General features: G+C 42.0%; 23 protein-coding genes. 11 read left to right on the top strand and 12 right to left on the bottom strand.

The window, feature by feature from the left end; translation table 11 throughout:
• Window positions 1-43 precede the first annotated feature (43 nt).
• The 3 genes from A9260_RS05125 to aspA all read right to left on the bottom strand — a co-directional run bounded on the left by A9260_RS05125 (window position 44) and on the right by aspA (window position 4,941).
• Window positions 44-1,855 (bottom strand): protein-disulfide reductase DsbD, encoded by a 1,812-nt coding sequence (locus A9260_RS05125; RefSeq protein ID WP_068696850.1) that lies wholly within the window; start codon window positions 1,853-1,855, stop codon window positions 44-46.
• A 185-nt stretch (window positions 1,856-2,040) separates the two neighbouring features.
• A complete protein-coding gene (locus A9260_RS05120) occupies window positions 2,041-3,348 on the bottom strand; it encodes an anaerobic C4-dicarboxylate transporter (protein ID WP_068696848.1) in 1,308 nt (435 codons plus the stop codon).
• 156 nt (window positions 3,349-3,504) lie between these two features.
• Window positions 3,505-4,941 (bottom strand): aspartate ammonia-lyase, encoded by a 1,437-nt coding sequence (aspA, locus tag A9260_RS05115; RefSeq protein WP_068696847.1) that lies wholly within the window; start codon window positions 4,939-4,941, stop codon window positions 3,505-3,507.
• 313 nt (window positions 4,942-5,254) lie between these two features.
• On the opposite strand from aspA, the gene A9260_RS05110 reads away from it, so the two are divergent.
• The gene (locus A9260_RS05110) at window positions 5,255-5,743 is read left to right on the top strand and encodes an FxsA family protein (RefSeq protein WP_068696845.1); all 489 of its coding nucleotides are present in this window, start codon (window positions 5,255-5,257) and stop codon (window positions 5,741-5,743) included.
• A gap of 49 nt (window positions 5,744-5,792) precedes the next feature.
• On the opposite strand, the gene trmL is transcribed toward A9260_RS05110, so the two are convergent.
• From trmL to A9260_RS05095, 3 genes are all read right to left on the bottom strand, one after another.
• On the bottom strand, window positions 5,793-6,269 hold the full coding sequence (trmL, locus tag A9260_RS05105; RefSeq protein WP_068696843.1) for a tRNA (uridine(34)/cytosine(34)/5-carboxymethylaminomethyluridine(34)-2'-O)-methyltransferase TrmL: 477 nt from the start codon (window positions 6,267-6,269) through the stop codon (window positions 5,793-5,795).
• A gap of 84 nt (window positions 6,270-6,353) precedes the next feature.
• The gene (gene cpxA, locus A9260_RS05100) at window positions 6,354-7,724 is read right to left on the bottom strand and encodes an envelope stress sensor histidine kinase CpxA (protein WP_068696841.1); all 1,371 of its coding nucleotides are present in this window, start codon (window positions 7,722-7,724) and stop codon (window positions 6,354-6,356) included.
• Window positions 7,721-8,410 carry a response regulator gene (locus A9260_RS05095; RefSeq protein ID WP_068696839.1) on the bottom strand — a complete coding sequence of 230 codons (690 nt, stop codon included), beginning with the start codon at window positions 8,408-8,410 and terminating at the stop codon, window positions 7,721-7,723. Before A9260_RS05095 ends, cpxA begins: the two co-directional genes overlap by 4 nt.
• Window positions 8,411-8,588: 178 nt before the next feature.
• On the opposite strand from A9260_RS05095, the gene A9260_RS05090 reads away from it, so the two are divergent.
• Window positions 8,589-9,122 (top strand): Spy/CpxP family protein refolding chaperone, encoded by a 534-nt coding sequence (locus A9260_RS05090; protein WP_068696838.1) that lies wholly within the window; start codon window positions 8,589-8,591, stop codon window positions 9,120-9,122.
• A gap of 58 nt (window positions 9,123-9,180) precedes the next feature.
• Here the strand turns inward: A9260_RS05090 and A9260_RS17000 are convergent, their stop codons facing one another.
• Window positions 9,181-9,312, bottom strand: coding sequence for a DUF5363 family protein (locus tag A9260_RS17000; protein WP_197485249.1), 132 nt, complete (start codon window positions 9,310-9,312; stop codon window positions 9,181-9,183).
• 90 nt (window positions 9,313-9,402) lie between these two features.
• Here A9260_RS17000 and fieF point away from each other — a divergent pair, with 90 nt between their 5' ends.
• Both fieF and pfkA read left to right on the top strand, forming a co-directional pair.
• Window positions 9,403-10,290: a CDF family cation-efflux transporter FieF gene (gene fieF, locus A9260_RS05085; RefSeq protein ID WP_068696836.1), complete on the top strand. Its 888-nt coding sequence runs from the start codon at window positions 9,403-9,405 to the stop codon at window positions 10,288-10,290.
• 265 nt (window positions 10,291-10,555) lie between these two features.
• Window positions 10,556-11,518, top strand: coding sequence for a 6-phosphofructokinase (gene pfkA, locus A9260_RS05080; RefSeq protein ID WP_068696834.1), 963 nt, complete (start codon window positions 10,556-10,558; stop codon window positions 11,516-11,518).
• A 132-nt stretch (window positions 11,519-11,650) separates the two neighbouring features.
• Here pfkA and tpiA read toward each other — a convergent pair whose 3' ends face one another.
• The gene (gene tpiA, locus A9260_RS05075) at window positions 11,651-12,421 is read right to left on the bottom strand and encodes a triose-phosphate isomerase (protein ID WP_068696832.1); all 771 of its coding nucleotides are present in this window, start codon (window positions 12,419-12,421) and stop codon (window positions 11,651-11,653) included.
• A 209-nt stretch (window positions 12,422-12,630) separates the two neighbouring features.
• On the opposite strand from tpiA, the gene A9260_RS05070 reads away from it, so the two are divergent.
• Together A9260_RS05070 and A9260_RS05065 are read left to right on the top strand one after the other, a co-directional pair.
• On the top strand, window positions 12,631-12,981 hold the full coding sequence (locus A9260_RS05070; RefSeq protein WP_068696883.1) for a 5-carboxymethyl-2-hydroxymuconate Delta-isomerase: 351 nt from the start codon (window positions 12,631-12,633) through the stop codon (window positions 12,979-12,981).
• Window positions 12,982-12,989: 8 nt separating this feature from the next.
• Window positions 12,990-13,412, top strand: coding sequence for a DUF805 domain-containing protein (locus A9260_RS05065; protein ID WP_068696830.1), 423 nt, complete (start codon window positions 12,990-12,992; stop codon window positions 13,410-13,412).
• Window positions 13,413-13,450: 38 nt separating this feature from the next.
• Here A9260_RS05065 and glpX read toward each other — a convergent pair whose 3' ends face one another.
• Entirely contained in the window at window positions 13,451-14,458 is a 1,008-nt protein-coding gene (glpX, locus tag A9260_RS05060) for a class II fructose-bisphosphatase (protein WP_068696828.1), read from the bottom strand.
• Window positions 14,459-14,756: 298 nt separating this feature from the next.
• On the opposite strand from glpX, the gene zapB reads away from it, so the two are divergent.
• Window positions 14,757-14,999: a cell division protein ZapB gene (gene zapB, locus A9260_RS05055; RefSeq protein WP_068696826.1), complete on the top strand. Its 243-nt coding sequence runs from the start codon at window positions 14,757-14,759 to the stop codon at window positions 14,997-14,999.
• Window positions 15,000-15,059: 60 nt separating this feature from the next.
• Here the strand turns inward: zapB and A9260_RS05050 are convergent, their stop codons facing one another.
• Together A9260_RS05050 and gpmM are read right to left on the bottom strand one after the other, a co-directional pair.
• A complete protein-coding gene (locus tag A9260_RS05050) occupies window positions 15,060-16,217 on the bottom strand; it encodes a murein hydrolase activator EnvC family protein (RefSeq protein WP_068696824.1) in 1,158 nt (385 codons plus the stop codon).
• A 65-nt stretch (window positions 16,218-16,282) separates the two neighbouring features.
• Entirely contained in the window at window positions 16,283-17,821 is a 1,539-nt protein-coding gene (gene gpmM, locus A9260_RS05045; protein ID WP_068696822.1) for a 2,3-bisphosphoglycerate-independent phosphoglycerate mutase, read from the bottom strand.
• A gap of 353 nt (window positions 17,822-18,174) precedes the next feature.
• Here gpmM and A9260_RS05040 point away from each other — a divergent pair, with 353 nt between their 5' ends.
• The 4 genes from A9260_RS05040 (at window position 18,175) to cysE (ending at window position 21,221) form a co-directional block, all read left to right on the top strand.
• Complete coding sequence (locus A9260_RS05040; RefSeq protein ID WP_068696820.1) at window positions 18,175-18,648, top strand: rhodanese-like domain-containing protein; 474 nt, start codon at window positions 18,175-18,177, stop codon at window positions 18,646-18,648.
• 66 nt (window positions 18,649-18,714) lie between these two features.
• On the top strand, window positions 18,715-19,191 hold the full coding sequence (gene secB, locus A9260_RS05035; protein ID WP_068696818.1) for a protein-export chaperone SecB: 477 nt from the start codon (window positions 18,715-18,717) through the stop codon (window positions 19,189-19,191).
• A gap of 158 nt (window positions 19,192-19,349) precedes the next feature.
• Entirely contained in the window at window positions 19,350-20,375 is a 1,026-nt protein-coding gene (gene gpsA, locus A9260_RS05030) for an NAD(P)H-dependent glycerol-3-phosphate dehydrogenase (RefSeq protein ID WP_068696816.1), read from the top strand.
• A 24-nt stretch (window positions 20,376-20,399) separates the two neighbouring features.
• Window positions 20,400-21,221: a serine O-acetyltransferase gene (cysE, locus tag A9260_RS05025; RefSeq protein ID WP_068696814.1), complete on the top strand. Its 822-nt coding sequence runs from the start codon at window positions 20,400-20,402 to the stop codon at window positions 21,219-21,221.
• A 49-nt stretch (window positions 21,222-21,270) separates the two neighbouring features.
• Here the strand turns inward: cysE and A9260_RS05020 are convergent, their stop codons facing one another.
• Window positions 21,271-22,638, bottom strand: a complete 1,368-nt coding sequence (locus tag A9260_RS05020) for an MATE family efflux transporter (RefSeq protein WP_068696812.1) — start codon at window positions 22,636-22,638, stop codon at window positions 21,271-21,273.
• Window positions 22,639-22,799: the final 161 nt, after the last annotated feature.

Raw genomic sequence — 22,799 nt, 5'->3', positions numbered from 1 at the left:
GCTGATCACTATTACTTATCACTTGAGCGTTAATTATTTTCAGTTATGGATTAACGCGTTGCAGATGATTTAAAAAAGGTTCTGCTTTAACAAATCCAGTCAATCGGGAGGAGGACAAACGTTGTCCGTTGGCATCCCAAAAGTCGATGGTAGGGAGTCCTAACACCTGCAAATGTTCAAGAAGCTGAATATCTTGAGCCTGATTTTTTGTCACATCAGCCTGCAATAAAACAAACTGCTGTAGTTTTTGTTCTACGTTGGCTTCATGAAAAGTGTATTTTTCAAACTCTTTACACGCCACACACCAGTCAGCATAAAAGTCGAGCATGACTGGTTTTCCGGCCAGTTTTGCTTGGTCGAGTTGATATTGAAGATCTTGAATTGTCGAAACTTTAATAAATTCAATATTCGCTTTAGGCGCTTCGATATGACTATCTAAGCCCAATATTTTATTCCATACCGGTTGAGCGGAACCTATGAGTCCTAATACGGCAATAATACCCACTAAGCTCTGTTTCCAACTGCCAAATGGTAAGTGATTTTTTGCGTGATAAAGCCAAGCAAAAAAGGTTACGCCTAAAATTGACCAAAGCGCTGAAACCCATTGTTCGCTAAGGATTCTTTCTAAGAAAAACAGCGGTGCGGCAAGTAATACAAAGCCAAATAGTACTTTGACTTTATCCATCCATAAGCCGGCTTTGGGTAGGAAACGGTTGCCAAACACTGCAAGGGTAATAAGCGGTATACCCATTCCAAGTGCTAGAGCATATAGAGTGATTGCGCCGGTAAATAGGTCGCCTGTTTGCGCCACATACAATAACGCTCCAGAGAGCGGCGCGGTGGTGCAGGGTGAGCAAACCAGTCCCGAAATAACACCCATCGCAAAAGCGCCAAACCACTGGCCACCTTTTTGCTGATTACTGATTTCATTAAGCTTGGTTTGTAAGCTACTTGGCAATTGCAGGTTGTATAAACCAAACATAGATAGAGACAGCAATACAAACAGTACACTAATGGTTATCAGTACGACCGGATGCTGCAATGCCGCTTGAAATTGCATACCAGCGGACGCGACAACTAAACCTAAAAGTGTGTAGGTCAGTGCCATACCTTGTACATAAACAAAAGACAGTGATAAAGCGCGAGCGTGAGATTGCTTGCCGTTACCCAATACAATGCTGGTTAGAATTGGGTACATAGGTAGCACGCAAGGGGTAAAGGCAAGACCAATACCTAATGCTAAGAATATGAGCGGTGTCCAAATTGAATCACCTAGCATAGCCGCCATGTCGCTTTCGCTTTTTGGTAGCGAGGCTTGGTTGGTATCAGTGGTAGCGGTTTGCTTGATTGCAGCGGTGTTATTTTTGCTAGTGGAGACTGCGCTTGCGCCAGTTGTGGGCTGAAGATCAATGATTTTGGTTTCTGGCGGATAACAAAACCCTGCTTTAGCGCACCCTTGAAACTGAACGACAAGCTGCGCATTATCATTTTGAGCTGTGATGGGAACGGTAATAGTAACAGGCTCTGTATAAATGTTTACCAGACCAAAAAACTCATCTTGATACGGCGTTCCATCTTTTAGTGACAACTCACCTAAGCTGGCATTATTGGCCGTGACATGAAATCGTGATTGATAAAGATAATAGCCGTCTGCTACCTGCCAATTGAGTTGGACTTGGTTATCTTGCTGAATAAAATCAAAAGGAAAAGCTTGATCAACACGCACAAAATCAGACTGACCAAAACTGGCTTGTTCAAAGTTATTTTGAGCCGTAGAAGTTGAGTCGCTGTTGAATGCAGCTAGGGCTGTTTGCGAGAAACAAAGGAACAATAATGAAAGTAAGACTGCGCGCATAGTAGTGTATAAATTAAGTTCAGATAACTAGTAGACCTGATAGTAGCGGAATAAGTTTCGTTAGCCTACAGACTATCAAGAGCTTATTACTTTTCTGGGTGGCTTGGCAGGTTTTCAAAAAATAAGGAGTGCACTATGGCACTCCTTAATAAGGTGGGAACTTTATCGTGACAACAAACAGATGTTTAGATGAAGAAGCTACCGAAGGTAAAGCCTAACGTTACTGATGTTGTGATTGTCGCCACACCCGGAAGGAAGAACGGGTGGTTGAAGACATATTTACCAATTCGTGTTGAGCCAGTGTCATCCATTTCTACCGCGGCTAAAAGCGTAGGGTAGGTTGGTAGAACAAACAGAGCACTTACGGCTGCAAAAGAAGCAACGGCAGTTAAAGGTGCAACGCCAATTGCAAGTGCTGCTGGCATAAGAGCAACGGTTGTTGCGCCTTGAGAGTACAACAACATAGAAGCGCAGAATAAAACAAGTGCGAGCATCCATGGGTAATCAGTAAGCAGTGAGCTTGCTAGTTCTTTAATGCCATCAACGTGTGCGTTGACAAACGTTGAGCCAAGCCAAGCCACACCAAGTACACACACACATGCGGTCATACCTGAGCGGAAAGTTGCCGCGGCAGGAATAAGTGAAGCATCAATTTTTGTTGTTAGAACAATAATTGCCGCCGCACCAAGCATCACTGTCATGATAGCTTCGTTACGACCTAGAGCGGGGTTCTCAATCAAACCAACAGAGTGTGAAATTGCGGCTGCGTATAAAACCACAAATGTAATGGCACCTAGGAAAATGAAAGTAGCACGTTTTGCCGTTGGCAGGATCTCACGCTTGCTAGTGGTATCCAGCTTGATAAGACCTTGCTCTAAACGCTCTTGATAAACAGGATCGTCTTTTAATGGGCAACCGATGAAGTTGGCAACAAATGCACCTACCATACAGGCGATAAATGTGGTCGGAATACAAATCGCAAGAAGAGTGAGATAGCCAACACCTAGAGGCTCTAGCATTGCCGAGAATGCCACAACAGCGGCAGAGATTGGAGATGCAGTGATTGCAATTTGAGAAGCAACTACAGCAATAGAAAGGGGTCTAGAAGGGCGAATACCTTGGCCTTTTGCAACTTCTGCAATTACAGGCAGTGTTGAGAATGCAGTATGTCCAGTACCTGCCATTAGTGTCATTAAGAAAGTCACTATCGGCGCATAGAAAGTAATTCTCTCTGGGTTTTTGCGCAGAAAGTTTTCGGCAATTTGCACTAACCAGTCCATACCGCCTGCAACCTGCATTGCTGCAATTGCAGTGATAACCGACATAATAATTAAGATAACATCAACGGGGATGTAGCTCTGGCTAGTTGGGACGCCAAGTACGAGGGACAGAGCAATGACACCGAGGCCACCGGCTAAGCCGATACCGATGCCGCCAATTCTGGCACCTATGTATATAAACATTAGAACAACAAGCAGTTCTATCATTACCATGATGGATTTCCTTACGTAATTAAAGTGAGTATTTGTGCTCAAACATAAAAAATTGCCTGATGCTTTAAATATTGAAATGCATGCCTGATCGTTAAATCAGGCATGCATTTATTGTTTTTTCTATGACTAAAATTTGGCTAAGTTAATAGCAAAAAGTTAGGAAAAGCGTTTTGCCCTATCTTGAGGCTTCATTAGGTTCTCAACAGAGAAAATCTCTTCGAGTTCAGCCTCTGTAAGAAGGTTTCTCTCTAGCACAACTTCGCGTACATTTTTGCCTGTCTCAGCACAGATTTTCCCAACGATATCGCCTTCGTGATGCCCAATGTATGGATTTAAATAAGTCACGATACCGATTGAATTGAAGACATGACTTTCACAGACTTCTTTATTTACTGTGATGCCATCAATGCATTTGTCGCGTAGGTTAATCGAAGCATTAGTTAGAATTTCTAGTGACTCAAACATGCTTTGAGCGATAACCGGTTCCATAACATTAAGCTGTAACTGACCACCTTCGGCTGCAAATGAAATCGTATTATCGTTACCTAGAACTTTAAAGCAAACTTGATTGACCACTTCCGGCACTACAGGGTTTACTTTTGCTGGCATGATTGATGATCCAGCTTGAAGTTCAGGCAAATTAAGTTCATTAAAACCTGCACGAGGTCCTGATGATAATAGACGTAAATCATTACAAATTTTAGATAACTTCACCGCAAGACGCTTTAATGCACCATGCATCATGACATAAGCGCCACAATCTGAAGTAGCTTCGATAAGATCTTCTGCTGCAACACATTCCAGCCCAGTTACTTCGGCTAAAGCTTTCACCGCTAGATCTTGATAGCCTTCGGCAGCATTTAGACCAGTACCAATTGCGGTTGCACCTAAGTTAACTTCTAATAATAGCTTTGCGGTGTATTGTAGATTTCTAATTTCTTCTGAAAGGGTCACAGACCATGCGCGAAACTCTTGGCCGACAGTCATAGGCACAGCATCTTGTAGCTGTGTACGTCCCATTTTTAGTATCTTGTTAAATTTCTCACTTTTCGCATCAAAAGCCCCTTTTAGGTATTCGATGGCTTCAATCAGTTTATTGACGCTGTTATAAACGGCGATACGAAATCCGGTAGGGTAGGCACAGTTTGTTGATTGGCTTTTGTTGACATCATCATTAGGGTTAATAATGTCATATTGGCCTTTTTCTTTACCCATTAATTCTAGTGCTAGGTTTGCAATGACCTCATTGGCATTCATATTGACTGAAGTGCCTGCGCCGCCTTGAAATACATCTGAAGGGAATTGATCCATACAGCAGCCTGTATCTAGGATTAAATCACATGCTTGGATAATGTGCTTGGCCACATCTGGCTGAATTACGCACAGTTCTTTATTGGCAATCGCAGCTGCTTTTTTGGTCATGACCATACCACGCACAAACTCTGGCACATCAGAAATGGTCATTGTTGAAATGTTGAAGTTTTCTATTGCGCGTAGAGTATGAATGCCATAGTAAGCTTCTGCTGGGACATGACGTTGGCCAAGAAGATCTTCTTCTATACGAGTTGCTGCTAGAGTAGGAGTTGTCGTCATCGTATGGACCTTTATTTTGGGATTATATTGACAGCTGGTGCTTGTGAGTGAGACCAATGCTGTTCGTGCGTCCATTCAGCTACTTTTTTAAAATCAGACTAGATTTTATGAAGTTTCATCATACTAAAATCGTCCAGAAAAACTCATGAATAGATCACTTTTGTCATGTAAAAATAGCTCATTTTGTTGATGGATCTCTGACTCTTTCATTAACAAGGTGTAATTACATCTGCTTGCTCAATATCCGCCAGATATTAATTGAGCTTGTACCCTTTTTGAGCTTAAACTGAGCGTCTGATTCTGAGGAGGATATGTGTTTCTTATTTTATTGTTGTTATTTATATTGGTGCCAATAGTCGAGATTAGTCTATTTATTCATGTAGGTGGATTTCTGGGTGTTTGGCCGACGATATTTTTGTGCATCTTGACCGCGTTTATCGGTGCATCCTTGGTTCGTAGTCAAGGTCTTGCGACTCTGCTGTCGGTGCAGTCTCGCCTTCAACAAGGAGAAATGCCCGCTCAACAAATTATTGAAGGAGTGATGTTAGCCATTGCAGGTGTACTTCTGCTTACCCCTGGCTTTATGACTGACTGTTTAGGTATGTTGGTGCTATTACCAAAACCTAGAGCAATCATTGCTCAGCAGTTGATGAAGAAAGTAAAAATGAATGGTATGAACTCTGGTTTTCAAAATGCTAACTTTCAGCAAAACCCATTTGCAGAGAAAAGCAAAGATGATGGCAATGTGTTTGAAGGTGAATTTGAGGAAAAAGACGGTCAAGATAAAGACCGTCTGAATTAGCTTCTATATAAATTAGAATCTAGAATATATAAAAGAAGAAGGGGCTGTTTTATACAGCGCCTTCAAATCCCATCTGACGCCACGCTTCAAATACAATAATAGCCACTGCATTAGATAGATTAAGTGAGCGACTATCTGCAACCATAGGAATACGAACTCTTTGCTGCATAGGTAAAGCTTCGATTAAGTCTGCAGGTAAGCCTCGTGTTTCTGGCCCAAAAAGTAATACATCACCTTGCTGATATTGAGCGTCGACATGATGCCCAGTGGTTTTCGTTGTACAAGCAAAGATACGATACTCACCATCTCGCTCATTTAAAAAGTCGATGAAAGCTTGATAGTTTTTATGCAGTTTTACACGAGCAAGATCATGATAATCTAGGCCTGCACGTCTTACTTTCTTTTCGTCTAAATCAAACCCTAACGGCTCAATAAGATGTAAGTTAGCGCCGCAATTTGCGCAAAGTCGAATGATGTTGCCTGTATTAGGCGCGATTTCTGGTTCGTATAAGGCGATGTCAAACATTAAGCAATCACTATCTGTAAGTTGAATGGAGGCAGTATATACCCAAACACATTTGGAATGTACTGCCGACCATATTGGCTTAATTTATTCCGAGATAGGAAGCTGTACCGTCATTTGTAAGCCTCCAAGGGAAGGGCTTGATGCCGCTTTAATCGTCCCGTTATGCTGAAGAACGGCATTTTCCGTAATCGCCAAGCCTAAACCCGTACCACCACTTTCTCGATCTCTTGCGGTTGATACGCGATAGAAGGGACGGAAAATATTGTTCAGTTCATCTTCTGGTACACCTTGTCCATCGTCTTCAACCACAAAGGTTAATTGACCTTCTGCGACAGAAAATGATACTTCGATTTTGGATTGTCCATAGCGAATGGCATTGCGCACGATATTTTCAAAAGCACTGACCAGTAACTTCTGGCTACCGAATAATGAAACATTAGGAATGGCTTGGTAGTTTAAGCTGATTTGATTTTGCTCTGCTTCAAATTTCGCATCTAATAAAATCTCATTCCACAATAAAGGTGCATTAACTTGCACCCGATTATGATGACTGTCGATTTGCATTCGAGACAAATTTAAAAGGTCTTTAATCATTTGCTCTAATCTTTCAGACTCAGTTTCAATGCGCTCTAGCTCTTTGGAAGCGCCTTGTTTTCTGGTGGCGAGTGCGTTGGCCATTCTTAAGCGAGTAAGAGGAGAGCGAAGTTCATGGGAGATATCGGATAGAAGCTTTTGTTGCCCAGAGACCATCTGATTAACGGATAACACCATTTGGTTAAAGCTTGCCCCTGTTTGTTTAAATTCACTAGTGCCTTGTTCAAGGCTAGGGTCGACTTCAAAAACACCTTGTGTCACACGTTTTGCCGCATGCTCAAGTCGTCTTGCTGGTAGGCTTAAACGCCAAGCAGAAAGTAACAGTAATGGTGTACTGATAAGCATGATAAACAACATTAATTTAAACGGGGCGTCTAACAGAGATAATAGTAATGGCGGTGGTCGTTTGACGATAAATCCTATATAGCCTCGATAGTTAACCTCATTGATTAAGATAGGAAATGGTCCTGCCACCATATAGCGATCAAAGAGTTTTTGGCTAGGTTGCAAGGCATCATTGTACTGCGCGGCCATAGATTGCAGCGCTTGGCGTCGCATTCCATGTTCTTTACTAATTAAATTTCCTTCACTATCAGCCAAGTAAAGGCGAAATTTCTTGCCGCTAAATCGACGTTTTTCTAGAGATTTTAATGCATTGATGGGGTCAGGGTCGGCATTGAGATCATTTTCAACACGATGTACTAAATGGCTTATCTTATTGAGTGAATCTTGATTAATAGCATGTGGTTCTCGTGGATCGAGTTTTTGAAAGCCGATCATTGTCAGTAGCACGATGAGAATCGTCAGCCAGAAAATGGCAAAAATACGCCCATAAAGGCTATTGAATTTGAAGATGTTCATTTGCTTGTCTCGACAAATAAGTAACCTTTGCCTCGCAGGGTTTTAATGCGAGGTTTCTCATCTTCTCTTTCTGGTAATTTCTTGCGTAGATTTGATACGTGCATATCGACTGCTCTATCAAATGCGGCTAAGCGTTTACCAAGCACAGTTTGGCTAATGCTTTCTTTAGTTAATATCGTTCCTGGATGGTTTAGGAAGTATTCTAAAAGGGCAAATTCGGTGCTGGTTAAATCGAGTAAAGTATCTTGGCAATAAGCTTCTTGAGCGCTGGGATTGATGCTGATATCAGTAGTGCTGCTATTCTCTGGCTGTGAGGATACTGGGGCATGTTGGGTGCGGCGTAATATAGCTCGAATTCTTGCCAGTAGTTCTCGGTCACTAAATGGCTTTGGTAAAAAGTCATCGGCCCCTAATTCTAATCCAATCACTCGATCAATTTCTTCACCTTTTGCAGTAAGAAAGAGCACCGGTGTTTGCCAGTTTTCTCGGAGCAGTTTCAGCATCTCCATGCCATTCATTTTTGGCATCATTATATCGAGTAAAATTAGGTCAATACTTTCGCTGACCGCACTCAGTCCTTCGATGCCATTGTTCGCGATAGAAATAGTAAAACCCTCATAGGTCAATATATCCTCTAATAGGGCGGTTAGTTCTGTATCGTCGTCGACCAATAATATATGTGGCATCAATTAACTCTCACTTTTACTGCTATCTTTGATAATTAGATTGTACGAGGATTGTATAAAGCGTGGAATGGCTTTACTTATCTTTACATTTTACATACCGCACTTTACAACCTAGCTATTATTCTAAATGCATCTGCTGAAAACAGTAGGCAATGTCTAAATTATCGAGGTATGTATCATGACAATGAATAAAAAATGGTTAGCAGTAGCAATGATGGTTCCATTGACTTTAGGTAGTGCATCGGTACTTGCTAATGGCAAGAAAGGTGGCGACAGAGGCCATAAAGGCGGACCAACTTGTGAAATGAACTTGGACGGTAAAAGTGCATTTCGTGGTTTAGACCTTACTGATGCACAAAAAACAGAATTAAAAACAATTCGCGATGAAGTGAAAGCGTCTAAAAAAGGCAAGCGTGATGCTAACCGCGAAATGAAGAAAGAGATGAAAGCCCAAGAACAGCAATTGGTTCTTGCACCTAACTTTGATGAAGCAAAAGCCAATGAACTAGCCGCTTCTATGGTGGCAGAACGCACGCAAATGCATGTTGAAAAAATGCGTACCACACAGCGTATGATGAGTGTATTAACGGATGCTCAAAAACAGCAACTTGTAGATAAAGGTGCGGAACGAACCGCTAAGTGCGAACAAAAAATGCAGAACAAAATGGACAAAAAGATGGAAAAGAAAATGTCTAAACAAGACAGCCAGTAATTTTTTATTAAAGTGGCATTACTGCATTTAAATTAGTGAAAAATATCAAGCGTAACCCTCAAGGGTTGCGCTTTTTGTCGTTAGGCTCGGAGCGATAAGCAACGCAACTACGCTTATGCTCAGGCGTTAACCCCAACTCGATGCACCAAGCATCGTATCGATTGAGTAGATTTTTCAGCCACTTCTTCATGTCACTTTCCTTGATCTTGTCTTTTGCCGAGTATTACATCCCTGTTATGTTTCGGTGTATACTTTGTACAAATTTATTTCGTCAAAAATTATGAGCCCAGAGTATAAAAAATTAGTCACCATTGCTGCGTGGTCAGCCACATTGGTTGCAACTTTATTGCTAATCGTGAAGATTGCTATTTGGTGGATTACAGGTTCGGTAAGTTTACTGGCCTCGGTCGTGGATTCACTGCTAGATATTGCGGCATCAACCATTAACCTAGTGGTATTGAAATACGCCCTGCAGCCTGCTGATGATGAGCATACTTTTGGCCATGGTAAGGCGGAATCTTTAGCCGCACTGGCACAATCCATGTTTATTTCAGGGTCGGCGTTCTTTTTGATTCTAAATGGCTTTGATCGTTTCTTCCGTCCCCATGAACTTAATCAGCCAGAGCTTGGTATTTACGTTAGTTTATTTGCCATGGCTGTGACATTTGCCTTGGTAACTTTCCAAAAGCACGTGGTAAGAAAAACAGGCAGCCAAGCGATAGCAGCCGATTCACTGCACTATCAAACTGACCTTTATATGAATGCTGCCATCTTATTGGCATTAGTATTGAGTATGTTTGGTATGGGGCAGGCTGATGCTGTATTTGCTATCGGTATCGGTGTGTTTATTCTGTTCAGCGCTTATAAAATGATCTCAGAAGCGGTGCAAGTGCTACTTGACCGACAACTTCCTGATTCTGAATTAGTAGAGATAGAAGAGATTGCGACTTCGGTGGATGAAGTGCACGGCATTCATGACTTGAGAACACGCATGTCAGGGCCGACTCGTTTTATTCAGTTACATCTAGAACTTGATGATCTTCTTCCTTTAATGGAAGCTCATATAATCGCTGATAAGGTTGAAAGTAAATTACAGGAACGTTTTCAAGGGTGTGATGTACTGATACACCAAGATCCGATGTCTGTAATTAGCAAATATAATAGTTAACTCATTTGGTGGTAGTGTTAAACACCAAGTATAGAGTGAAATTTAGCCAGATCATCTGTCTTTATTCGATGGTAGCTAAGTTTTCAGATTCTGATTTGAATCAATCTTAACTATAAAGGAAACTGTAATACTCTTATCAAGAAAAATATTTAGTGTTACTTGCTAAAGCTAGGAAGGGAGCTTTAGCTGAGTGGCCAGTATTTCTGCCGATGACAAGGCAAATTTAAATTATAAATTAGATCTATCCCAATAGTTGAGGGGCAACATGGTTAAAAAAATTGGTGTACTAACAAGTGGTGGTGACGCACCCGGAATGAACGCTGCTGTACGAGGGGTTGTACGCACCGCATTATCAAAAGGGATTGAAGTTTTTGGTATTTATGATGGCTACCAAGGTTTGTATGAAAACCGCATCGAAAAACTGGATCGTTCAAGTGTCTCTGATGTGATCAACAAAGGCGGTACATTTTTAGGTTCAGCACGTTTTCCTGAGTTTAGAGATGAAGCTGTACGTGCTAAAGCGATTGAAAACCTTAAAGAGCATGGTATTGAAGCACTAGTCGTTGTCGGTGGTGATGGTTCGTACATGGGTGCGAAGAAACTTACTGAAATGGGCTATCCTTGTATCGGCCTACCGGGCACGATTGATAATGATATTGCGGGTACAGACTACACTATCGGCTATTTAACAGCTCTTAACACTGTTATTGATGCGATTGACCGTCTACGTGATACATCGTCTTCGCATCAGCGTATCTCGATTGTTGAAATTATGGGTCGTCACTGTGGTGATTTAACCTTAATGTCAGCGATTGCGGGTGGCTGTGAATACATCATTACTCCTGAGCGTCAGTGGAGTAAAGAAGAGCTGATTCAGAGCATAGAAGAAGGCATTGCTAAAGGTAAAAAGCACGCAATTGTGGCTTTAACCGAACTTATGTTTGATGCCAACGATCTTGCGAAAGATATTGAAGCAGCAACAGGTCGTGAAACTCGCGCCACGGTTCTTGGGCACATTCAACGTGGTGGCCGACCAACTGCTTTTGACCGTGTATTAGCCTCTAGAATGGGTAACTATGCGGTTCATCTTCTATTGGAAGGACATGGCGGACGCTGTGTTGGTATTCAAAAAGAAGAGCTAGTTCACCACGATATTATCGATGCAATTGAAAATATGCGTCGTCCTGTTCGTAGCGACCTCTATACCGTTGCAGATGAGCTGTTCTAATTAACAATTCTAAATACTGTTAATTATATAAAGAAAACCGCTGCCTATGTGTAGCGGTTTTTGTTTTTATACCGACATAAAAAAGGTCAGCTTAGGCTGACCTTTGATTAACTTGTCACAACTTAATTGTGATTAAGCTTTTGCTTCAGCTGCTGCTTTTGCGATAGCTGCAAAGCTTTTCGCATCAAGAGCCGCGCCGCCCACTAGAGCACCATCGATGTCTGGTTGAGCAAAGTATGCTGCTGCATTTTCTGGTTTAACTGAGCCGCCGTATTGAATAACAATATTTTTAGCCACTTCTTCGTTTTTCTCAGCGATGTGAGCACGAATAGAAGCGTGGATGCGCTGTGCATCATCAGCAGTAGCCGCTTTACCGGTACCGATAGCCCAGATTGGTTCGTAAGCGATGATTGCGCCATTAAGTGCTTCAGCACCTAATAGGTTAATTACTGCGTCAATTTGACGAGCACATACTGCTTCTGTTTCGCCAGCTTCGTTTTGTGCGTCAGACTCACCGATACATAGAACAGGAGTTAAGCCGTTTTCTTTTAGGAATGCGAATTTCTTAGCTACAAACTCATCTGATTCTTCATGGTATTCACGACGCTCAGAGTGACCAATGATGATATGAGTTGCCCCAAACTCTTTCAACATTGCTGGTGATAGATCACCAGTAAAAGCACCTTGATTATTCACGTCAGTGTTTTGTGCACCTAAAATGATAGCACTACCTGCATCGGTAAGAGTGCGCTCAGTTAAGTCAATAAACAGTGCTGGTGGAGCAACTGCCACATCAACACCTGTTACACCTTCTAGCTCAGTATTTAAGCCAGTTAGCAAGTCGACAACCATTTCTTTAGTGCCGTTTAATTTCCAGTTCCCCATAACTACAGGATGACGCATAAAATACTCCCTTCTAAAATAGTAAAAAATATACGTTGTAGATGTAAAGAATATAACAGATAAAAGTTATGAGATCATGAAAGCAATCAAATCTTACACACGAAAATTTAATCTATGAATCGTGGGTGATCTCATTGGCAAAAACGAAGCTTAACTTAGCGAATGAATATGCAGTTAGTGTATGGTCTATGATGCAAGGAGGCTTCACAATGCCGAGTTTAGTAATGGAATACACAGATGCTTTAGAGGGCAGATTAAATACCCACTCTCTATTGCAAGATATGCATCAAGTAATGATCGAAAGTGATTTATTTGAAATTAACTCTATAAAATCCAGACCCTTACGTTGCCATTCATGGCTAATTGGAGATAGTGAAGACCAACATGATTTTATTCATGTCACGGTTGAGCTGCTTGGTGGCAGAACGACAGAACAGAAGAAACTATTATCTCACGGTATTTTTCAATTACTGACAGAGCAAGCCAGTTGGGTTGGAAGCTTAACCGTTAATATTAGAGAGATGGACGCAGAGTGTTTTTATAAGCAAACCAATATTTAGGTACTAGCATGGACTTTAGGTTTTTATTACTTTCATTTAACGGTCGTATTGGCCGCAAGCAGTTCTGGATTTGGAATATTAGCTACTATCTTTTTTTGTCGATGGTAGGTTCAGCGCTCGCACAAATATCATCAACCGCAGCTTTATACGCTATACCGGTGATGTCTCTGCTATTGCTATACCCAGATTTAGCGGTAACAGCTAAACGCTGGCATGATCGCAATAAGTCAAACCGACTATTGCTTCTTAATATCCCGCTTATTATCGGACGATTGTTAGTGCCTTTTTCTGCGCAGGCCGAAACTGGGGAAGGGATGTCACGAGTTTTATCGTTGATAGCTTTAGTTTGTGGACTGTGGATATTAGTAGAGTGTGGCTTCTTAAAAGGCAGTGATACTAAAAATGATTACGGTGAGCCTTTCAAAAACTAAAAAGAACGCAGCCATGGCTGCGTTCTTTAATGCTTGAATTAAAGGATATGCTCTTTAATTTCGTCATCCTTGCGCTCAAGATAATGAATCGACTTGATGCGACGGATAGTACGGCAACGACCACGAACCAACAGTGTTTCAGTTGTCGCGATATTGCCTTGGCGAGTAATACCTTCTAGTAAGTCACCTTTTGTAATACCGGTAGCAGCAAATACAACATTATCACTGCGAGCCATGTCAGACATGGTGAGCAGTACATTAGCTTCTACGCCCATCTCAGCACAGCGTTTTAGCTCTTCATTGCCGTGGATGCGGTTTTCTTCAGTATCGCCTTTCACTTCATTACGAGGTAGAAGACGAGCTTGCATATCACCATCAAGTGCGCGAATAACAGCGGCAGAAACAACGCCTTCTGGTGCACCGCCAATGCAGTACATCATGTCGACTTCACTGTCTGGCATACAAGTTAAGATAGACGCTGCAACATCACCATCTGGCACAGCAAAAACGCGAACACCCATAGCTTGCATGTCGGTAATAACTTGATCGTGGCGTGGTTTAGCTAGTGTAATAACCGTTAGCTCATGCAGCTCTTTACCTAAAGCCTTAGCAACATTGACTAAGTTTTCAGTAAGAGGCTTAGTTAAATCAATAACCCCTTTAGCGCCAGGGCCGACAACTAGTTTTTCCATGTACATATCAGGAGCTTTCAGGAAGCTGCCTTTTTCACCCGCGGCTAATACAGCCAATGCATTTGACTGCCCCATAGCTGTCATGCGAGTGCCCTCGATAGGGTCGACTGCGATATCTACAGCATCACCGCCAATACCAACATGTTCGCCGATATATAGCATAGGCGCGTCATCAATCTCGCCTTCACCAATAACAATCTCACCGCTAATTTCTGTTTTATTCAGTAAGGTTCGCATGACTTCAACAGCCGCACCATCGGCCGCATTCTTGTCTCCGCGCCCAAGCCATTTATAGCCAGCTAGAGCTGCGCCTTCTGTTACACGAGAAAATGCTATCGCTAAATCGCGCTTCATATCGACTCCAATTAAGAGGGTTCAAAAAATCGCCGAGATCTTATCATACCTTGACGGTAACGTTTGCTTAATTTGCTCAACTTTCCGCCTATGATTTGATATTGGCTAATTTTGCTTTGTAACAAAGCTTGTGAATCGAGCCAAATGGTTTGCTATTGTCAGGATTTGATTAGAATCGTATTTTTTTTGGGCATTTAGAACGGAATTAAATTTTTAGGTGTGTTTATATACATAGGTGTGGTTAGAATGGTTAGGAAGCCAGTCTTTAATATATGGATAACGAATTAGGTAGGCCATGATGTCTTTAGAAGTGTTAGAAAAATTAGAAGCCAAAGTACAAACTGCAGTAGATACAATTACTCTATTACAAATGGAAGTTGACGAGCTGAAAGAACAAAAGCAGCAACTTGCTAATGAAACTGAGCAGCTACGTGGTGAGAAAGTAGAAACTGAACAACGTGCACAACAAGTTCAAGCTGAGCATGATGCGTGGCAAGAGCGCATTCGCAACATGCTAGGCAAAATGGAAGAAGTAGAATAATTTCTACCTTTCCAATTGCTAAAGACAGAAACGCCAGCTTTTAAGCTGGCGTTTCTGTCTTTAGCGAGTTAACCAAGAACGCGGGTTCTGGGTTTTACTATTTCGCCTTAATTCAAAGTAAACTGAAGGAGTTGAGCGACCACCAGTATCACCAGCAAGGGCAATAGTTTCTCCTGCTGTCACTTTATCCCCTTCTTTTTTAGTGAGGACTTGGTTATAACCGTATAAGGTCATATCGCCTTTACCGTGATCAAGAAGTAGCACTAAGCCGTAGCCTCGTAAGTAATCAGCAAATACTACCGTGCCTGGATAAACAGCTTTAACTGGTTGTTCATACTGCGCCTTGATAACCAGCCCTTTCCAGTGCACTTGACCACTTTGTTTGGTGCCGTAATTGTGTAATATTCGGCCCTTAATCGGCCAAGGCAGCTTACCTCTTTGTTTTGCTAAACCATCCATAGGCACAGAATTACGTTTAGCCGCTTTGGCTATTTCTGCTTTCAATCGAGCTTCGTTACGTTTGAGCTCATTGAGGTAAGCATGATCGCCAGCAATGCCGTGTTTGATTTTTTTAACCGTGGTTTTTCGATTATTTTGAGATGATCTTAATTTACTGAGCAGTTTGGTTTGCTCATTGAGTAAGGATTCTATCTGCTTTTGCTCTGCGACTAACTGCTGATTTTTTTGTTCTAACTGATTGTTAGTATTTTGCAGTTCAGTAATGGTTGCCGCACGTTGCTTAGCTAAGTATTGATAATACTGGCTAATTCTATCTTTCTCTTCGGTACTCTCATGGCTTAAGAAGCTTTCGATTTTAGCGTTGGTTTGCATCATGTAGTAAGACTTCACTAGCTTTTGCAAAGCATCAGCTTGAGATTTTGTCTTATCTAGTAATTGTTGATGCTGCTTATCATAAATTTTGAGATTAGCTTCAGAACGTTTTAAGGAAGAGCGTGTTTGAGTGAGATTCTTACTTGCTTTTGCAATGGCTAGCTCGTCATTTTTTAATCGCTTTTGCAGTTTATCCAGCTCTTTTTGCTGCTGCGACAAGCTTTTTTGTTGACGAGTAATTTCACCTTTTACCCCTTTCAGTTGCTCTGTATTAGCAGATACTGTGGCGGTAAATAGGGAAGATGACAGGCATAACAAAACGCCAGCGCATGCGACACTGGCGTTGAATTTTTTTAATCGTGATATTTTTTGAGGAATTAGATTCATCCTAAATCTTATATCTTGGCTTCTTTGCTACAGCATACACTGTAGCAAAGTGATTTAAGCTAAAATTATTTCAGATTTACAAGAACCTGACCAGACATCTCTGCTGGGATCTCAATATCAGTCAGTTTTAGCATGGTTGGTGCAAGATCTGAAAGCTTACCGTTTTCTTTGAATTCTAGGTCTTTATTACCAACGTAGATCAAAGGAACAGGAAGGTTAGTATGCGCAGTATGGATACCACCTGTTTCTGGGTTAACCATCATTTCTGCATTACCGTGGTCTGCTGTGATAAGCAGTTGACCATCAACTTCTTTAATTGCGTCAACAACACGGCCTACACACTCATCTAGTGCTTCACTTGCTTTTACAGCAGCGTTGTAAACACCGGTGTGACCAACCATGTCACAGTTAGGGTAGTTACAAATAATCGCGTCATATTTGCCTGACTTAATTGCCACAACAAGTTTGTCAGTTAGCTCTGTTGAGCTCATTTCAGGTTGTAGGTCGTAAGTTGCTACTTTTGGAGAAGCAACGATTTGACGATCTTCACCTGCAAATTCATCTTCAATGCCACCATTAAAGAAGAAGGTTACGTGAGCGTATTTTTCAGTTTCAGAGATACGAAGCTGAGTTTTGCCTTCTTTTGCAAGCCATTCGCCGTAAGTATTCTCTAAAGATGCTGGTGGGAACGCACATAGTAGAGGGATGTCTGCTGCGTATTGAGTCAGCATAACAAAATCAACTGCTGGGAATGTGTTGCGCTCAAAACCATCAAATGATGGTACGAAGCAACGCGTGATCTCACGAGCACGGTCAGCACGGTAGTTCATGAAGATAACAGCATCGCCATCAACGATAGCCGCTGATTCGTCAGTGCTTGTTTTGATTTCTGTTGGTTTAACAAACTCATCGTTTTCATCACGAGCGTAAGCCGCTTCTAGGCCTGCAACTGCATCATCAAAAGTAAACTCTGATTTTGCTTCAGTTAGAAGGTCATAAGATTGTTGAACGCGATCCCAGTTGTTATCACGATCCATTGAGTAGTAACGACCAACAAGAGAAGCAACGCGACCTTTGCCTAGTTTTGCAAACAACGCTTGGAAACGTTGTAGAGAACCTTCAGCTGAGCGAGGTGGTGTGTCGCGTCCGTCTAGGAAACCGTGTAGGTAAATCTTTTCTGCGCCACGTTCTGCTGCCATTTCGATAGCGGCATAGATGTGGTCTTCATGGCTGTGAACGCCACCTGGAGAAAGTAGACCTAGGATATGAACAGCGTTACCAGATTTGATCGCTTTATCCATAGCATTTACAAGAGTTTCATTTTGTTGGAACTCTTTGTCAGCGATAGACTTAGTGATGCGAGTAAGATCTTGATATACAACGCGACCAGCACCGATGTTGGTGTGACCTACTTCAGAGTTACCCATTTGACCATCAGGTAAACCCACTTCAATGCCCGATGCGGCAATAAGAGTATTTGGTTGATTTGCGATAAGGCTGTCTAAAACGGGTGTTTTTGCATTAGCAATCGCGTTGTCGTTTTTGTCTTCGCGATGTCCGTAACCATCAAGGATCACAAGAGCCATAGGCTTCTTAGCTGTCATAATTTGACCTCATTTAAATTTTAAATAGCTTAAATTAACGTAATTTTACTACAGAATACCTTAATTGAAGCCATTTAAGATCAATTTAATTTTGCTCTTGTTGTTGATGGTGGAGGATTGAGTCCGAAGTCTCTTCTTTATAAGAAACTAAATTTCACAGACGGTTTCAGTTTATGAAAATTCGCTTTAACTTAGCTTTTGGCTTTAAAAAGAAACCGTGAATAGTGCTGTATTCGTGATCTATGTTTCCTTTTTAAAAAGCAATCACACTTGGGCTCATCTCGCATCCTGCGTTTGTAATGGTATACTGCCGGTTAAATTTTTGTTTTATGAATTAAAAAGAGTATCCGACGATGCAAGAAATATTCGAATTCGTTCGCCAGAACATGATTCTGTGTGTAGTTTGGGCTGGTATTATTGTGGCCTTGGTGATGAACATCTTCAAATCTACAACCGCTGGATATAAAGAAGTTGATACTCAGGCTTTGACGTTACTAATCAACCGTGAAAATGGTGTGGTAGTCGACATTCGTACCAAGGATGAGTTTAAGAAAGGTCATATTACTGACTCAGTTCACATTTTACCGTCTGAAATCAAAGAAGGTACTTGGGGTTCGCTTGAAAATAAGAAAAGCGACCCAATCATTGTGGTATGTAAAACAGGTCAAACTGCGGTTGAAAACGCTAACTTACTTGCTAAAGCTGGTTTCGAACAAGTATTCATTTTGAAACACGGCTTATCTTCTTGGAGTGATGCAAATCTACCGTTAGTGCGTGCTAAAAAAGAGCCACGCAAAAAGAAAAAGCAAAAAGCTCTTACTGAATAATTAAATGATTGGGCACATAACTCATAAGTGCCCAATGCAAAGATATACAAATTAAGGAATAACAAAATGTCTGAAGCAGCAGCAACTCAAAATCCACAACAAAACTTCACTATTCAACGTGTATTCTTAAAAGATCTTTCTTTTGAAGCGCCAAACTCTCCAACAATGTTTCAAAAAGAATGGCAACCAGATGTAAACCTAGACCTAGACACTAAAAGTGCTCAACTAGGTGAAGGCGTATATGAAGTTGTTCTTCGTCTAACTGTGACAGTTAAAAACGCAGAAGAAACTGCTTTCCTTTGTGAAATCCAACAAGCAGGTATCTTCACAGCAGAAGAAATGGAACCAGGACAACTAGCACATTGCCTAGGTGCATTCTGCCCTAACATCCTGTTCCCTTACGCTCGTGAAACTATCTCAAGCCTAGTGGTTAAAGGTACTTTCCCTCAGCTAAACCTTGCACCTGTAAACTTTGATGCGTTGTTCATGAACTACCTACAAAGCCAACAGCAACAAGAAGAGCAGCCTCAAGCTGACGCATAATTAGAGATAGATTCAGTCTTCTCGATTGAATTTACTTAGAAATATAAGTGCACACTGCATCTAATTATCTGATGCGCTGTGCATTTTTTATTTATACTATCGTTCAATAATTAGCTGAGTTGAGCTAATAACTTTCACAACGTATTATGGATTGGAATATGGAATCATCAAATTGTGAGCTAAAGGATGTATCAATGACCGTCATTGGTGCTGGTTCTTATGGTACGTCATTGGCGATCTCTCTCGCTCGTAATGGCGCCAAAGTGGTGATCTGGGGTCATGAAAAACAACATATGCAGAAGCTACAAGCGGACCGTATGAATAAAGAGTTTTTACCCGACGTTCCCTTTCCTGATTCACTGATTGTTGAATGTGATCTAGAAAAAGCGGTTGCCGCAAATCGTGATCTTTTAGTGGTTGTGCCAAGTCATGTGTTCGGTATCGTACTCGATAGCTTGAAGCCACACTTAAAATCGGATGCTCGTATTTGCTGGGCAACAAAAGGGCTAGAGCCTGAAACAGGCCGTTTGCTAAAAGATGTTGCTCAAGAAAAGTTGGGTGATGACTATCCTTTAGCCGTATTGTCAGGTCCTACATTTGCCAAAGAATTAGCCATGGGTTTACCGACTGCAATCGCGGTTGCCTCTTCTGATCCTGCTTTTGCAACTGACTTACAAGAAAAAATTCACTGTAGCAAATCGTTCCGTGTGTACGCCAATGATGACTTTATTGGTATGCAGCTTGGCGGCGCAGTGAAAAATGTCATTGCGATTGGTGCAGGCATCTCTGATGGTATTGGCTTTGGCGCGAATGCTCGCACCGCGCTTATTACTCGTGGCCTTGCTGAAATGACGCGTTTAGGCGCAGCCCTTGGTGCAAAACCTGAAACCTTTATGGGGATGGCAGGCTTAGGCGATTTAGTCTTAACTTGTACTGATAACCAGTCTCGAAACCGTCGCTTTGGGTTAGCCTTAGGTAAAGGGCAAGATGTAGACACTGCGCAACAAGAGATCGGCCAGGTTGTCGAAGGTTACAGAAATACTAAAGAAGTATGGATGCTAGCGGGACGCGAAGGGGTAGAAATGCCAATCGTTGATCAAATTTATCAAGTTCTCTATCAGGGTAAAGATGCCAGAGCAGCAGCTCAAGATCTACTAGCCCGTGATAAAAAATCAGAGCGATAAATACAATTAAAAAGGATTTTTGCAATGGATGAGTGTGAATCTAATGCGGTGTGGCAATGCATCGTTAAAGAGGCTCGCGAACAAGCTGAACAAGAGCCTATGTTGGCTAGCTTTTATCACGCAACCATCATCAATCATGATAGTTTTGCGGCTGCGCTGAGTTACATTCTTGCCAATAAATTAAAAACAGCAAGTATGCCAGCAATGGGGGTTCGTGATGTTATTGATGAAGCCCTAGCCGCTGACCCAAGCATTACTGATTCGGCTGCTTGTGATATTTGTGCAACGGTTAATCGAGATCCTGCGGTAGAGATGTATTCTATTCCTTTATTGTATTTAAAGGGCTATCACGCACTGCAGGGCTATCGTATTGCTAACTGGCTATGGAAGGAAGGTCGGATTGCACTGGCGACTTACCTGCAAAACCAAATATCGGTAGCTTGTCAGGTTGATATTCATCCTGCGGCGCAAATAGGTAAAGCGATTATGTTAGACCACGCCACCGGCATTGTGATTGGTGAGACAGCCGTGGTCGAAAACGACGTTTCTATCTTGCAGGATGTCACTCTGGGCGGTACGGGTAAGGAAGGTGGTGATCGTCACCCTAAGATTCGTGAAGGGGTTATGATTGGTGCTGGCGCTAAGGTTCTCGGTAATATTGAAGTGGGAGAGGGCGCGAAAATTGGCTCTTGTTCTGTGGTATTGCAAGAAGTACTACCACACACCACTGTTGCTGGCGTTCCTGCCAAAATTACCGGTAAGCCAAAATCCGATAAACCAGCTGAAGATATGGACCAAAATTTTAATGGTCGTGGACACCGATTTATCGGTGGAGATGGGATTTAATCTTTCCTTGAACTGATCCTTAGATTAAACAAGTCGCCCTGCTTAGTGATTAAGCGGGGCTTTTTTCATTTAGGATTTTGCGACACAGCATTGACGCATACAAGTACCCCGCAACTCCGCCAATGACATTACCCAATGCGATACCAATAAATAGGCCGGTAATACCAAACCATTGACTGCCTAACCATGCACAAGGAAGGGTGAATACAAATAGGCGTAAACAACTCCAAGTAAAGGCCGATATCGGTTTGTGCATGGCATTTAAACTGCTCACCAACAACATGATAATCCCTTGAAATCCATAGCCTACAGGCACGCAGACTAGATATAGCCACAATAGATGATTCACACTTTGTTCTTGGCTGAATAAGTTTGCCAGATGACTGCTCAGTGGCACCATCATAATAAACAGCAGCAGCTGGAAAAATAGCGAGAAACGCATACACATAAACAGTGCTTTGAAGCTTCGCTGGGGATTATTCGCCCCTAAGTTTTGTGACATAAAAGGGGTCAATACTGAGGTAAGCGCCATAAGGACAATGAGCATCAGAGATTCGATGCGTTGTGCTGCTCCGTAGGCAGCCACAGCTTCTGTTCCGTGCTTGGCTAATATCGTCATAAAAATGGCAGCGCTTAAAGGATTTAATGCATTAGATAGAGCCGCAGGTGTGCCTATTTGTAATATGCTTTTCCAATCACTTAATAGCTGTTTTGGTATCGGCTTGGCTAGCAGCTTAACCTTAACTACTAATATATAAAACGCACAGAGCATTGCACCAAACCAGCTAATACCACTGGCAATGGCAGCCCCTTGGATGCCCAATTCCGGGAAGGGGCCAATACCAAAGATTAATAATGGGTCTAATATGCCATTAATAACACCGGCAATTATCATTATCTTTGCCGGTGTTTTAGTGTCACCACAAGCTCTGATAGCGGCATTGCCACTCATCGGAATCACCAGCAGTGGAATGGTTAGATACCATATATACATATACTGGTCGATGAGAGGCAGCAGCTCAGCTTTAGCACCTAGCAGTGTAAATAGCGGATCGATAGTTTGTAGCCCGATAAATGATGTAATACACACCAATACCAATGCCAATAAAATGCCATGACTAGAAAATCTAGCCGCTTGCTCTGGTTGCTTTTGACCTAATAATCGTCCAACAAAAGTGGAGAGCCCCATCCCTATGCCCATAGTGATGCAATTCATGGCAAAGGTAACAGGGAAGGTAAAACTGATGGCGGCTAAGGCCTGAGTTCCAAGCAGTGAGATAAAGAAAGTGTCGACAAGGTTAAACATTAAAATAGCAACAATACCTAGCACCATAGGCAGAGTCATTTGACGCAATACCTTGTCTATGGGAGCGGTGAGTAGTCCGTGCTTATCTTGCCCTTGTTTATCGCGCTGCATTGATATTCTGCTGTTCTGTATGGGCGCTTAGAATAACCTGTAACATAACATTCAACCAGAGAAGTAATAATGACGGTGGGTTATCAAAGCGCACACTTATATTAAGTTTTTATAAAAAACTCTATTCAGGCCCTTGCGATCACACGGATTGCCCCCAACAT

Origin of the sequence: Vibrio sp. UCD-FRSSP16_30, from assembly GCF_001676025.1 — a bacterium.
Taxonomy (GTDB): Bacteria; Pseudomonadota; Gammaproteobacteria; order Enterobacterales; family Vibrionaceae; genus Vibrio.
Note: the sequence above shows the minus strand (reverse complement) of the source record. Positions and strands in the feature narration are given on the sequence as shown.